Source organism: Enterococcus sp. DIV1089c, from assembly GCF_050530965.1.
Lineage (GTDB): Bacteria > Bacillota > Bacilli > Lactobacillales > Enterococcaceae > Enterococcus_B > Enterococcus_B hirae.
In genome coordinates this window covers 2,536,597-2,551,066 of record NZ_CP172888.1, presented here as the reverse complement: position 1 = coordinate 2,551,066, position 14,470 = coordinate 2,536,597, and the positions used below count along the sequence as shown (strand labels likewise).

The following is a 14,470-nucleotide window of genomic DNA, read 5'->3' as shown; positions in this document are numbered from 1 at the left end:
TCTTATGATGTTAAAACCTTCAATCGACTCATTGTTAGATCGCGTAAATTCAAAATATTCTCTAGTTATCTTAGCAAGCAAACGTGCACACGAGCTAGATGCAAAAGCACAACCTACGATGGATTCATTTGAATCAGTAAAAAGTGTTGGACAGGCATTAGAAGAAATCGAAGCAGGAAATGTGATCAATGATCCTCATCCTGAATTAAAACGGGAACGCTTGAGAATGGAAGATGAAGAGCGTAAAGCCAAAAAAGATCGTGAACAACAAGAGTTAGAGTCACGTATCCGTGAAGAGCAAAACCAATAAAAAGTGCTAGATTCTTTGGATAAGCCGAAATTTCCGAAATTTGTATTCTCAAATTTTTGTGGAATTTCGGCTTCTTTTTAGGATCACGTTTTAGCATATAAGAATGACTTTTCTGCGGAATGCTGCTGGGCCGTTAATTTTTTGTAAGGATTCATCAGAAAATAAGACAAACCAAGCAATCTCTAGTAAAATAGGCAAGAACGATTTTGTCTATTTGATAGAGTAACTAAAGGAGGAAGGAAACCATGCCAATCACAGCTGATGTTATCGTCGATGTACCCACTATGCAAACCGATCAGCCTTTCACCTATCTGGTTCCTTCTGAAGTAGAAACGGCGATTCAAGTCGGGATGCGGGTAGAAGTTCCTTTTGGTAACGGCAACCGTCATGTTCAAGGGTTCGTTGTAGGTTTGCGAGTACAAGATAGCATCGAACAAAAAAATTTAAAAGCGATTGTCCAAGTATTAGATTTAGCACCTGTGGTTAATCAAGAACTACTTCAATTGGCTGATTATATGAAGACGATCACTTATGCGTTTAAGATCACTTGCTTACAAACGATGCTTCCTGCTGTCATGAAAGCATCCTATGACAAACAAATCTATCCTGTAAGTGAAGCGGCGGACGTCCAGGCATTCTTTAAAGGACGAACAGAAATCTCCTGGAAAGAAGCGCAAGAAGAGGGCATTTTATCCCAATTGATCCGTTGGCGTCAGGACAAGTTAGTAGATATCAGATATGAAGTACACACTAAGAACAAAGTCAAAACGATTCGTTTGATCCGCTCAAATTTGAATAGTGTCCAGCTTGAGGAAGAGTGGGGAAAGTTAAGAGCGAATGCGAAGAAACAAAAAGAACTTCTGCTTTGCTTATCTGAGCAAAAAAAGGCTGAACCAATTAGCTATTACAAAGAAAAAGGTATCAGCACGGCAACTTTGAATCAAGGAAAAGACAAAGGCTGGTTAACTTTTGAAGAAGTAGAAAGTTATCGTGATCCTTATAAAAATCGCACGTTTGAACAAACACAAGCATTCCAGCTAAATAAAGAACAACAACATGCAGTAGAACGTATCGTTGAAGCAGGGCAACAAGAGAAGAGTCACACTTTTTTATTAGAAGGAATTACTGGAAGTGGAAAAACAGAAGTTTATCTACAGGCCATTGCTGAGGTATTAGCTCAAAATAAAACAGCGATTATGCTTGTTCCTGAAATTGCTTTGACACCACAAATGGTAGAGCGTTTTAAAGGGCGTTTTGGAGAGGCGGTAGCTGTCTTACATAGCGGGCTATCTCAGGGAGAAAAATACGATGAATGGCGTAAAATCGAAAGAAATGAAGCCCAGGTTGTTGTTGGCGCCCGTTCGGCAATTTTTGCTCCTTTAGAAAATATCGGATTGATCATCATTGATGAAGAACATGAATCAAGCTATAAACAAGATGAAACGCCACGTTATCATGCCAGAGATCTAGCGATTTGGCGTGGAAATTATCATCATTGTCCAGTAGTACTAGGAAGCGCGACACCATCTCTTGAATCACGTGCTCGAGCACAAAAAGGGCTGTATGAATTACTCCATTTGAGTCAAAGAGCCAACTTGTCTGCTCAGCTTCCAACAATTGAAGTTGTTGACATGCGACAAGAATTGCAACAACATAATACGTCCACATTTTCCAAACAGTTACAAGCAAAAATCCAAGACCGTTTGGCGAAAAAAGAACAGATTGTGCTGTTACTAAATCGGCGAGGATATTCTTCCTTTGTGATGTGTCGGGATTGTGGTTTTGTTTTACCTTGTCCCAATTGTGATATTTCTCTGACCCTTCATATGGACACCCACTCCATGCGTTGTCATTACTGTGGACATGAAGAACCAATCCCACACCGTTGTCCTAACTGTGGAGGGAATAAAATTCGTTACTATGGAACAGGGACCCAAAAAGTCGAAGAAGAATTAAAGACCCTTTTCCCAGAAGCTGGTGTTTTACGTATGGATGTTGATACGACCAGAAAGAAAGGTGCGCATGAACGTATCTTGCAACAATTCGGTCAAAAAAAGGCGAATATCTTACTGGGGACGCAAATGATTGCCAAAGGGTTGGATTTTCCTGATGTGACGTTGGTCGGCGTTTTGAATGCTGATACTTCCCTTAACTTGCCTGATTTTCGTTCAAGCGAGCATACGTTCCAATTGCTTACGCAAGTTTCGGGAAGGGCAGGCCGAGCCGAAAAAGCAGGCGAAGTGATTATCCAAACCTTTAATCCGCAACATTATGCAATTGAATTAGCAAAAGAACAAAATTATGAGCGATTCTATCAACAAGAAATGGCCGTCCGACATCGTAGTGGATACCCACCTTATTATTTTACTGTCAAAATCACGACCAGCCATGAGGAAGAACAAGTTGCTGCTAAGAAGATTTTTGAGGTTGCGAATCAGTTACGGCAAGTGTTAGGAAATCAAAGCTTGTTATTAGGACCGACCCCTAGTACAGTGAATCGGGTAAAAAATCGGTACTATTACCAGTTGATCATTAAATATAAACATGAGCCTAATTTAGCGAATATCTTAAAAAATATTTTAGACCAGAGCCAAAAAGAACAACGACAAGGATTATTTGTCGCGATTGATAATGAACCATTACACTTTATTTAAGAAGGGAATTTACATGCGCTATCCTATATTGATCCACCCCAATGATAAATTGAAACGTGTCGCACAACCAATCGATGTGATCACAGATGAAACAATTACTTTACTAGATAACCTATATGAAACGATGGTTGCTAACGACGGTATTGGCATTGCCGCTCCACAAGTTGGTCAAAACAAGCGAGTTGCAATCGTAGAAGTAGATGAAGGTGAAAAGTTTGAATTAATCAATCCAGAAATTATTGATGCAAAGGGAGAAAGCATTGATGTAGAAGGTTGCTTAAGCATCCCTCATGTTTATGGGACCGTCAAACGGTTTGACGAAGTAACGGTTCGCTATTATGATCGTGAAGGCGAAGAAATCGAAGTAGTAGCCTTTGGTTACTTAGCTCGTGCCTTTCAGCATGAGATCGACCATTTAGACGGTATATTATTCGTTGAAAAAATGATTGAGCAAATTCCAGAAGCCGAATTAGAAGAGTATATGGAGGAACATCTTGATGACTAAATTAGTATTTATGGGAACGCCAGCTTTTTCAGTACCGATCCTTGAAGGCTTATTAGAAGAAGGGTATGAAGTAGTCGCAGTCGTGACACAACCTGATCGCCCTGTGGGACGTAAAAAAATCATCACCCCTACCCCAGTAAAAGAAGCAGCCGTGAAACACGGTTTATTGGTTTTACAACCTGAAAAAATCTCTGGTTCAGAAGAAATGGAAAAAATCATTGCCCTACAACCAGATGTGATTATCACAGCTGCATTTGGTCAATTTTTACCAGAAAAATTATTACAGGCACCTGTTCACGGAGCTATAAATGTACATGCATCTTTATTGCCAAAATATCGAGGAGGGGCGCCAGTTCATTACTCGATTATCAACGGGGAAAAAGAAACCGGTGTAACGATCATGGAAATGATCAAAAAGATGGATGCAGGGGGTATTTATGCTCAAGAAAGTTTACCAATCACTAAACAAGACGATGTGGGAACCATGTTTGAAAAGTTAAGTGCATTAGGGAAACAACTATTACTTAAAACATTACCTGATATTTTGAATGGAAATTTGAGTCCACGTCCACAAGATGAATCAAAGGTAACTTTTTCGCCAAATATCACGCGGGAGCAAGAAGCAATTGATTGGAACAAGACAGCAGAAGAGATCGACAACCAAGTCCGTGGGATGCGACCATGGCCGATTGCATTTACGACATACGAACAAACCCGTTGGAAACTTTTAAATGTAGAAGCGTTAGCTGAGAAAACTACGGCGGAGCCAGGGACCATCATCAAAAAAGATAAGAAAAATCTGTGGATTGCTTGTGGTAAACAAACGGTGTTGGCAATCAAAGAATTACAGCCAGCAGGTAAAGGAAAACAAGCAGTCAATGAGTTTTTGAATGGTAGTGGACAACAGGTAATGATTGGGCAGCAGGTGAAATAATGGCAAAAATACCAAAAAAAATGAAAAAATCTGTTCGTTATATGGCACTGATCACCCTTGAAAGAGTAAACAAGGGCGGTGCTTATTCTAATTTATTATTGAACGAAATGATCAATCAAGGGGACTTAAATCAAAAAGATGTTGGCTTGTTTACTGAATTAGTTTATGGAACGATCAGTCGTCAACTTTTACTGGAATTTTATGTCGCTCCATTGATAGCAAAAGCAAAAAAAGTGGATGATTGGGTTAAAACATTACTTTATTTGTCAGTTTATCAGTTGGAATTTCTAGATAAAGTTCCAGCTCATGCGATTTTAAATGAAGCGGTCGAAATTGCTAAGATCAAGGGAAATCCTGGTACTGGGAAATTTGTAAATGGTGTTTTAAGAAATTATCAACGACAAGGTAAACCAGATGTTGAACAAATCAGTGATCCGATTGAACGCTTATCCGTAAAAATCAGTTTACCGATCTGGTTAACCAAGCGATTGACTGATCAAATCGGGTATGAAGAAACGGAAAAATTAGGACTTTCACTCTACCAGCCAAGTCACGTCAGTGGTCGAGTAGATATCAGAAAACACCCTAGAGAACAAGCAATCGAGACACTCCAAGCAGAAGAAATTTCAGCGACAGCAAGTAAACTTAGTCCTTATGGGGTAATTGCTGAAAAAGGACATTTAGCATCTAGTTCCTTATTCCATGACGGGGTCATGACGATCCAAGATGAAAGTTCGATGCTGGTCGCACCCGCTATGCAAATCGAGCCAGAACATCATGTTTTAGATGCTTGTGCGGCACCAGGAGGAAAAACAACGCATATTGCCACGTTTTTAGATCCAACATGTGGTGGTGAAGTTACAGCACTGGATGTTCATGAACATAAAGTAAAACTCATCGAAGAAAATGCGGAACGCTTAGGTGTTTTTACAACTGTTTATGCACAAAAAATGGATGCACGTGAAGTGAAAGAGGAATTTTCAGCTGAAACATTTGATCGTATCTTAGTTGATGCCCCATGCTCAGGATTAGGACTATTGAGAAGAAAACCGGATATTCGTTATAAAAAAAATGCCAGCGAGTTAGCTAATTTACCAGCGATCCAATTGGCGATTTTGGAAAGTTGTGCATCTGTGTTAAAATCTTCTGGAATATTAACTTATAGTACTTGTACGATTCTTAAAGAGGAAAACCAAGAAGTCATTGAAACATTTTTACAGCGACATACTGATTTTGAAAGGATTGATGTTTTAGTTGATCCTGTGCTACAATCATCAATCGAAGATAAAATGTTGACTTTATACCCACATCAGTTCTATACAGATGGGTTTTTCATTTGTTGTTTGCGTAAAAAGTAATGAGGTGAAAGAATGCAGATTGAATATCAATCAGATGTAGGAAGACGACGTAATACAAATCAAGACTATGCGAGTGTTTTTACGAATCAAGCTGGAATTAAACTAGCAGTATTGGCAGATGGAATGGGCGGTCATCGTGCAGGTGATATCGCGAGCCAGATGGCAGTGACAAACTTAGGAACTGCTTGGGAAAATCTAAGTTTAAGTGATGACGAAAAAGTAGCGCAATGGTTCATCCAAACGATCCAAGAAGAAAATACTCGTATTTATCAACGTGGCCAAGAGCAACCAGAATACAATGGGATGGGAACGACGATCGTAGCAGCAGCTTTATCAGAAGATCAGTTTACTATTGCTCATGTGGGGGATAGCCGTGCCTACTTGATCCGTGAAGATAAAATCATTCAACTGACAGAAGATCATTCTTTAGTGAATGAACTAGTAAAATCTGGAGAAATCAGTGAAGAAATGGCAGCGAACCACCCACGAAAAAATATTTTAACTCGTTCTGTAGGAATGCCAGGATCTGTAGAAGTCGATGTATCGACTTATATTTGGCAATTAAAAGATCGTTTGTTGTTGTGTTCAGATGGGTTAACGAATATGTTATCTGAAGAAACGATTGGAACGATTATCAATCAAGAAGGGGCTTTGTTCGACAAGGTAACAGAATTAATCGAACGTGCAAATGAAGCAGGCGGAGCAGATAATATTACCGTTCTTCTGATCGAATACAAGGAGGACGTAGCATGATTGAGTTAGGCAAAAAGTTGAATGGTCGTTATCAAATCACTGGAAATATTGGTAGTGGGGGCATGGCAAATGTTTTTCTAGCCCATGACCTTATTTTAGATCGTGATGTCGCAGTCAAAGTGTTACGATTCGATTTCCAAAATGATCAAACGGCAATTAGACGATTCCAACGAGAAGCACTAGCTGCGACTGAACTAGTTCATCCTAATATTGTTAGTGTGTATGATGTTGGAGAAGAAGACAACATGCAGTATCTCGTGATGGAATATGTAAAAGGAATGGACCTGAAACGCTATATTCAAACCCATTATCCTGTTCCTTATGATACAGCAGTCAATATTATGCAACAAATTTTATCAGCTATTTCTTTAGCACATACGCACCAAATCATTCATCGTGATTTGAAACCACAAAATGTCTTGATCGATAATGAGGGCGTAGTCAAAATCACTGATTTTGGTATAGCAATCGCATTATCTGAAACATCGATCACACAAACGAATACGATGTTAGGCTCTGTCCATTACTTATCTCCTGAACAAGCTAGAGGAAGTATGGCTACGAAACAATCAGATATCTATGCCTTAGGGATCATTCTTTACGAATTATTAACTGGCAGTGTTCCTTTTGATGGTGAGTCTGCAGTGACGATTGCCTTGAAGCATTTCCAAGATGAGTTACCTTCAATCAAGGATCTAGACCCAACAACGCCGCAAGCTTTAGAAAATGTGGTATTGAAAGCTACTGCAAAAGAACCGGCAGATCGATATAAAACAGCAGAAGAAATGTCAGAAGACTTAGCAACAGCGCTGTCTCCTGTTCGGGCAAATGAAGCCAAATGGGTGCCACAAGCAATGACCAAAGAAACTCAAGTGATCACACCATTAGAAGAAGATACACCAATGCCAGAGTCATTTAAATCCATGCCATTACCTAAAGAAAAATCAGAAGAAACTCCTGTGATGGCAGAAGAGACAGTTCCTGATCCAAAGAGTAAAAAGCATAAAAAATGGTGGATTATTTTATTGGTGATCTTAGCCTTATTAGGAATCGGAACAGCCGTCTTTTTTGCTTCTGGAGGTCGTGGAGAAGTCGAAATTCCTGACGTTTCGGGATTATCAGAAGCGTCTGCCAGAGATACTTTAGCAAAAGCTAAATTAGAAGCAGCAACAAAAACCGAAGAGATCCCTGATGAACAAATCGAAGAAGGAGACGTTGTCAAAACGGACCCAGCAGCGGGAACTACAGTGAAACAAAACCGTGAAGTTACCCTTTACGTCAGCACAGGTAAGAAAAAAATCAAGTTAGATGATTATACGGGGATGAATTTTGACGAAGTAAGTAGCCGATTGAAGAAGCTTGGTTTTCCAGCTGATAGTATCGAGAAAAAAGACGAGTTCAGTGATGAAGTAGAAAATGGACGAATCATTTCCCAGTCGGATGAAGAAGGAACGGAAGTCGATCCAACGACAGATAAGATCACATTTATTGTGAGCCAAGGCGCGCAACCAACGATGGGGGATTATACTGGTCAAAATTATGACACCGTTCGTGGGATATTGAGCTCAAATGGTTATAAAAGGATCAGTGAGACTTATGATTACAGCGATACGGTTCCAGCTGGTTCAATCATTAGCCAATTACCTAGTTACGGTGAACCATTGACTGAAAATAGCTATATCAGTTTTGTCGTTAGTCAAGGACCAAATGCGAAAACATTAAATGATATTTCAGGCTATACGAAAAGTGATGCACAAAGTTATTTATCAAGTATTGGCGCAGAATACATCGGACATGAGTCTTATGAATATTCTGATACCGTAGAAAAAGATAAAGTGATCCGAACAGCTCCTGGCGTGGGTGCATCGATTACTCCAGGAACGATCGTCAATGTCATTTATTCAAAAGGACCAGAACCAACCAAAGAATCAAAAGAATCATCAAGTTCAACCAAAGAATCGTCAAGCAGCAAAGAAAGTTCAAGTACTACTACGTCTAAAGAAGAAAGCACGTCTTCTTCATCCAAATAGTAATAACAATAAAAAATAGCAGAGCGTTTCTAAACGTGCTCTGCTATTTTTTATTGAGTTTCGCTAAGTTTCTTGTCAGGAACGCCACATGATTTTTCTTTCCTGTGGTAAAATAAGGAAAACTGGAGGTGGCATACATCAAAGGACAAATCAGAAAAGCAATTAGTGGGTTTTATTATGTACACGCAGACGGTGAGACCTATCAAACGAGAGGACGAGGAAACTTTCGTAATCGAAAAATCACTCCGTTAGTGGGTGACCAAGTACTATTTGAAAGCGAAAACAAGACGGACGGTTATTTGTTAGAAGTGATGCCTCGTAAAAATCAACTGGTGCGTCCACCGGTAGCAAATGTCGATTTAGGTGTCGTAGTTACAAGCTTGGTAGAACCAAATTTTTCTTATAATTTATTGGATCGCTTTCTAGTGACTTTAGAATATGAATCCATTGACCCTGTCATATTTTTGACAAAAACAGATCTCGCTTCGAACGAACAGCAAATCGATGAGATCAAGCAAACGTATGAAACGATCGGTTATCCAGTGATTGTTCCGAAATATCCTGGAGATACTGCAGAATTAATTCGTTACTTCCCAGAACGATTGACCGTTTTTATGGGCCAATCTGGTGCTGGAAAATCTACACTCTTAAACCAAATTTCGCCAGATTTAAACTTAGAAACGGGGGAAATCTCTGATTCTTTAGGACGTGGGAGACATACAACGAGACATGTGGAATTACTCCCATTGTATGATGGCTTAGTAGCAGATACACCAGGATTCAGCTCGATCGATTTTTTGACGATCGAAACGACTGAATTGCCAAAACAATTTCCTGAATTTGTCAGTGCATCGAACCATTGCCGTTTTAGAGAATGCATGCATGCTAAAGAGCCTGGGTGCGAGGTGAAACGCCAGGTCGAAACAGGTGAGATTGCCCAAACACGTTATGAGAACTATTTGCAATTTTTACAGGAAGTCGAAAATCGAAAACCAATCTATTCTAAAAAAGAAGGTAAACGAAAATAGGAGGAAGCATTGATGAAAATAGCACCATCTATCTTAAGCGCAGATTTTTCTAATTTACAAAGAGACATCGAACTAGTAGAAAAAGGAGGGGCAGATTACATCCATGTAGATGTAATGGATGGACAATTTGTTCCAAATATTACATTTGGTCCCAATATCGTACAAGCTATTCGACCAATTACTAAGTTACCACTAGACGTGCATTTGATGATTGTTGACCCGGAAAAATATATTCCGGCGTTTGCGAAGGCTGGAGCAGATATCATCACGGTGCATGTGGAAGCCACTCCACACATTCATCGAGCATTGCAAATGATGAAAGATCTAGGCGTGAAATCAGGAGTCGTGATTAATCCAGGCACACCTATAACGATGATCAAACATGTTTTACCGATAGCAGATCAGGTCTTAGTGATGACTGTTAACCCAGGATTTGGCGGACAAAGTTTCATTGAAGAAACGGTAGAGAAAATTGCTGAATTATCAGAATTACGCGAGCAAAATAATTGGCATTATTCCATTGAAGTAGATGGCGGTATCGTTCCTGAAACCGCACAAATTTGTCAAAAAGCTGGAGCAGATGTTTTCGTTGCCGGTTCTTATATCTATAACTCAGAAGATCCAGTGGGTCAAATCAACCAGTTAAAAGAGGCATTGAAATAAATGCAGGTTTTATTAGTGGCAGGAGGTTCTCCTGAAAATTGGCCAGAACTACAAAACAGTTATGACTGTTATGTAGGCATTGATCGTGGTGCATGGTATCTTCTTCAAAACAATTTCCCCTTGGATTTAGCAATCGGTGACTTTGATTCGTTATCGGTAGATGAAAAAAAACAAGTTGAACAAGCAACGAATGAACTGCTCCAAGCACCAGCAGAAAAAGATGATACAGATACGCAGTTGGGGTTGTGTCAAGCCATTGAACGATATCCGGAAGCAACAATCACGATCATTGGCGCAACTGGTGGTCGATTGGATCACCTGCTTGCTAACCTTTGGCTACCGTTAGAACCAAGATTTAAACCACATGCTCAAAAGATCATTATTTGGGATCGTCAAAATCATGTCACCTACTATTTACCTGGCAAACATGTGATTACCAAGATGGATAAAATGCGTTATTTGGCCTATTGTTGTTTGACGCCTGTAACAGAGCTGTCCATCCAAAAGAGCAAGTATGAACTGGAAACAACTGATGTGAGCCAAGCAACTTCTTATGCAAGCAATGAATTTGTTTCAGATACGGCTGATTTTTCCTTTTCAACTGGGATGGTCGCAGTGATTCAAAGTAAAGATTAAGTTTGCTCTAACCGAGTAAATACAACAGAAATAGTTAAAAATGACAAGTCAAATTATTTACTAAAAAAAAGCTTAAGAGAGGTGTCATACCTTTTGTTTCGCCTCAATTAGTGATAAAATTGACCATAAGAGTCTAATTAATTCGAGGTGTCTTTGTGAAGAAGTTCAATCCTAATAAAAATATTATTATTACCTTAATCATTGTTATCATTGTGGTGACAATCTTAAGTGTGACTGCCGCGCAACGAGCGAATGAAGGAAAACCTAATTTCTTCCAGTCTTTTGTCAATGACAGTGTTTCATTTGTTGACCGTGCAATCTCTGCGCCCGTAAGATGGGTCGAAAATGGAGTGGATTCAGTCCATAATCTTTTCACGACTTATTCTGAAAATGAGCGATTAAAAGAGAAAATCGATAGTTATGATGAATTAGCATTAAAAAATAAAAATGACCAAAAAGAAATCGAAGCATTAAAGAAAGAACTTAACTTAAATCAAACATTGACTAACTATGAAAAAGTAACGGCGAATGTAATTACACGCTCACCAGATACTTGGCAAGATATGTTGATCGTTGATAAAGGATCAAAAGATGGCATTGAAGTGAACATGGCGGTAATGGCACAAAAAGGATTAATTGGTCGAGTAGTTGAAGTCAATCGTACTTCTTCTAAGATCGAGCTGCTGACTTCGTCAAATGAAAGTTCGAATCATTTCCCAGTTCGGGTATCTTCTTCTAGTGGAGAAGCATTTGGATTATTGAAAAACTATGACGAAAAACTGCAAGCGTTAGTCGTGACACAATTAACTGGAGATACGAATATCAAAGAAGGCGACGTCGTTCAAACTTCTGGCTTAGGTGGGAACTCACCAGCAGATCTGCCGATCGGAACAGTCATCAAGACCAAACCAGATAGCTATGGCTTGGATCGTGAAGTATATGTGAAGCCTTACGCTGGAATGTATGATCTGCCAGTTGTGACGATCGTGCAACGACTGGTGGAGGATTAACCTATGCTGAAAAAAGATACAATGAAATATTACTTGCCAGTTGTATTGTTCTTATTGATGTTGATCGATGGGCATTTGACTAGAATGTTTGTCGAGTGGTCAAATGGGCAATACATGGCTAGTGCCCATTTTCTCATTTTGGCTTTGCTGTTTTGCAGTATGAAATTTCCTAAAAGGTATTTATTGATTACAACGGTCGTCCTTGGAGCAATCTTTGATACCTACTATATCGGTGTAATCGGGATCTATGCAGTGGCATTACCACTGATGGTCTTTATTATGTATTCGATGAGTTCTTATATCCATTTTAATATCTTTACAGAATTTTTTAGTATGATTATTTTTGTTACGGGGTATGAGTTGTTCACTTTAGCTGTACAATTGATTTTCAAATTAGTATCTGTAAATAACACTTACTTTATTACTAGATATCTTGGGCCAACTTTATTATTAACGATGATTCTATTCGCAGTTTTTGTTTTTCCATTCAAGAAATTATTCAGTGATGAATAATTTCTTTTTTTTGTACTGATTTCTGAAATAAATGTCATATTTTGTGAATAATCATTGAAACTTACATGTTTGTCATTTTAAGATTTTATTTTGAAATGTTTTTGTAACATAACTATTATATCGTTGACATACTGCTATGGTACAATTTTTATATCGTTAAGAAAGACTTAAATATATTTAGATATTTATTAAATTAAGCCAGTCGGAGGAATGAAGAGTGAAAAAGAGTTTATTATCAGCGGTAATGCTAAGTTCAATCGCTTTAACTGCCGTAGGATCACCGATCGCTGCCGCGGCGGACGATTTTGATTCTCAGATACAACAACAAGACAAAAAAATTGCAGACTTACAAAACCAACAAGCAAGTGCACAATCACAAATTGAAGCATTAGAAGGTCAAGTTTCTGCTATTAACACAAAAGCGCAAGATTTATTAACTAAACAAGATACATTGCGTAAAGAATCTGCTCAATTAAAACAAGAAATCAAAGATTTACAAGAACGTATTGAAAAACGTGAAGCAACAATCCAAAAACAAGCACGTGAAACACAAGTAAAAAATACTAGTTCAAACTATATTGACGCTGTGTTAAATGCAGATTCATTAGCAGATGCTGTTGGTCGTATCCAAGCAATGTCTACAATCGTTAAAGCAAACCAAGACTTAGTACAACAACAAAAAGAAGACAAACAAGCAGTAGAAGCGAAAAAAGCTGAAAATGAAGCAAAACAAAAAGAACTTGCTGACAACCAAGCTGCTTTAGAGTCACAAAAAGGCGATTTATTAGCAAAACAAGCTGACTTAAATGTCTTGAAAACTTCATTGGCTGCTGAACAAGCAACAGCAGAAGATAAGAAAGCTGACTTGAACCGTAAGAAAGCTGAAGCTGAAGCAGAGCAAGCACGTATCCGTGAACAAGCTCGCTTAGCAGAACAAGCTCGTCAACAAGCAGCTCAAGAAAAAGCTGAAAAAGAAGCACGTGAACAAGCTGCTGCACAAGCTGCACAAACACAAGCTTCATCATCAGCATCAACTACAACAGAAAGCTCATCAGCTGCACAATCTTCAAGTGAAGAATCAAAAGCTCCTGAGTCTTCAACAACAGAAGAATCAACATCTACTGAATCTTCTACAACAACAGAAAATTCATCAACTGGCTCTTCTTCTACTGAATCATCTTCAACAGAAGAATCAACAGTTCCTGAATCTTCTACACAAGAGTCAACACCTGCGAATACAGAAAGCAGTTCAAGCAGCTCTAATACAAATGTAAATAATAATACAAACAATAGTACTAATAATAGCACTAATAACAGTACAACAAATAACAACAATAACAATAATACTGTAACACCAGCTCCAACACCTACACCAACGCCTGCTCCAACACCAGCACCAAATCCTTCTGGTAGTGTGAACGGCGCTGCGATTGTAGCAGAAGCTTACAAATATATTGGTACTCCATATGTATGGGGTGGTAAAGATCCAAGTGGCTTTGACTGTTCTGGATTTACACGCTATGTATATTTACAAGTAACTGGCCGTGACATCGGTGGTTGGACAGTACCTCAAGAATCAGCTGGAACAAAAATTTCAGTTTCTCAAGCAAAAGCTGGAGACTTATTATTCTGGGGTTCTGCTGGCGGAACTTATCACGTAGCTATTTCATTAGGTGGCGGACAATATATCCATGCACCTCAACCAGGTGAAAATGTTAAAGTTGGTTCAGTTCAATGGTACACACCTGATTTTGCAGTAAGTATGTAATAATAAATAGAATGAACAGGAGGAGAAATCTTCCTGTTCATTTTTTTGTGGCTCTATTCTTTTTGATGTTGGTGAAATTCACTAACATCTTTTTTATGGTTTAAAAAGTATAAAAATGACATCCTATGATTCTAAGATTTCTTTTTACCAATATCCTTTGACAACGTGTCTTTTTTTAGTCTGTAATGCAATCAGTGAGTAAAGAATGAAGTTTATATGTAGCTATAAAATAATAGAAGACGTTGGTGATTTTCACAAAAAATGATCATGGATGTTTGGAATGAGAGACGAAGCGACCAAAATAAATG

Annotated in this window: 13 protein-coding genes; all 13 read left to right on the top strand. The window is 38.7% G+C overall.

The window, feature by feature from the left end; genetic code table 11:
* Nucleotides 1-4: 4 nt before the first annotated feature.
* The 13 genes from rpoZ to IGL30_RS11995 all read left to right on the top strand — a co-directional run bounded on the left by rpoZ (nucleotide 5) and on the right by IGL30_RS11995 (nucleotide 14,162).
* Nucleotides 5-310 (top strand): DNA-directed RNA polymerase subunit omega, encoded by a 306-nt coding sequence (rpoZ, locus tag IGL30_RS12055; protein WP_010720601.1) that lies wholly within the window; start codon nucleotides 5-7, stop codon nucleotides 308-310.
* Nucleotides 311-555: 245 nt separating this feature from the next.
* A complete protein-coding gene (priA, locus tag IGL30_RS12050; RefSeq protein WP_088745194.1) occupies nucleotides 556-2,964 on the top strand; it encodes a primosomal protein N' in 2,409 nt (802 codons plus the stop codon).
* Nucleotides 2,965-2,977: 13 nt separating this feature from the next.
* Complete coding sequence (gene def, locus IGL30_RS12045) at nucleotides 2,978-3,469, top strand: peptide deformylase (RefSeq protein ID WP_010720599.1); 492 nt, start codon at nucleotides 2,978-2,980, stop codon at nucleotides 3,467-3,469.
* On the top strand, nucleotides 3,462-4,403 hold the full coding sequence (gene fmt / locus IGL30_RS12040; protein WP_034700030.1) for a methionyl-tRNA formyltransferase: 942 nt from the start codon (nucleotides 3,462-3,464) through the stop codon (nucleotides 4,401-4,403). The genes def and fmt overlap by 8 nt, the downstream gene beginning before the upstream one ends.
* Nucleotides 4,403-5,761 (top strand): 16S rRNA (cytosine(967)-C(5))-methyltransferase RsmB, encoded by a 1,359-nt coding sequence (gene rsmB / locus IGL30_RS12035; RefSeq protein ID WP_088745193.1) that lies wholly within the window; start codon nucleotides 4,403-4,405, stop codon nucleotides 5,759-5,761. The genes fmt and rsmB overlap by 1 nt, the downstream gene beginning before the upstream one ends.
* A 12-nt stretch (nucleotides 5,762-5,773) precedes the next feature.
* Nucleotides 5,774-6,514, top strand: a complete 741-nt coding sequence (locus IGL30_RS12030; RefSeq protein WP_010720596.1) for a Stp1/IreP family PP2C-type Ser/Thr phosphatase — start codon at nucleotides 5,774-5,776, stop codon at nucleotides 6,512-6,514.
* Nucleotides 6,511-8,544, top strand: a complete 2,034-nt coding sequence (pknB, locus tag IGL30_RS12025; protein ID WP_088745192.1) for a Stk1 family PASTA domain-containing Ser/Thr kinase — start codon at nucleotides 6,511-6,513, stop codon at nucleotides 8,542-8,544. The genes IGL30_RS12030 and pknB overlap by 4 nt, the downstream gene beginning before the upstream one ends.
* Nucleotides 8,545-8,672: 128 nt before the next feature.
* A complete protein-coding gene (gene rsgA, locus IGL30_RS12020; RefSeq protein WP_088745191.1) occupies nucleotides 8,673-9,572 on the top strand; it encodes a ribosome small subunit-dependent GTPase A in 900 nt (299 codons plus the stop codon).
* A gap of 12 nt (nucleotides 9,573-9,584) precedes the next feature.
* A complete protein-coding gene (rpe, locus tag IGL30_RS12015) occupies nucleotides 9,585-10,235 on the top strand; it encodes a ribulose-phosphate 3-epimerase (RefSeq protein WP_010720593.1) in 651 nt (216 codons plus the stop codon).
* A complete protein-coding gene (locus tag IGL30_RS12010; protein WP_123875112.1) occupies nucleotides 10,236-10,871 on the top strand; it encodes a thiamine diphosphokinase in 636 nt (211 codons plus the stop codon).
* Between the two features lie 155 nt (nucleotides 10,872-11,026).
* Nucleotides 11,027-11,881 carry a rod shape-determining protein MreC gene (mreC, locus tag IGL30_RS12005; protein WP_010720591.1) on the top strand — a complete coding sequence of 285 codons (855 nt, stop codon included), beginning with the start codon at nucleotides 11,027-11,029 and terminating at the stop codon, nucleotides 11,879-11,881.
* A 3-nt stretch (nucleotides 11,882-11,884) separates the two neighbouring features.
* Nucleotides 11,885-12,394 (top strand): rod shape-determining protein MreD, encoded by a 510-nt coding sequence (gene mreD, locus IGL30_RS12000; RefSeq protein ID WP_010737284.1) that lies wholly within the window; start codon nucleotides 11,885-11,887, stop codon nucleotides 12,392-12,394.
* A gap of 217 nt (nucleotides 12,395-12,611) precedes the next feature.
* Nucleotides 12,612-14,162: an NlpC/P60 family protein gene (locus IGL30_RS11995; protein WP_088745190.1), complete on the top strand. Its 1,551-nt coding sequence runs from the start codon at nucleotides 12,612-12,614 to the stop codon at nucleotides 14,160-14,162.
* The last annotated feature ends 308 nt before the right edge of the window (nucleotides 14,163-14,470 follow it).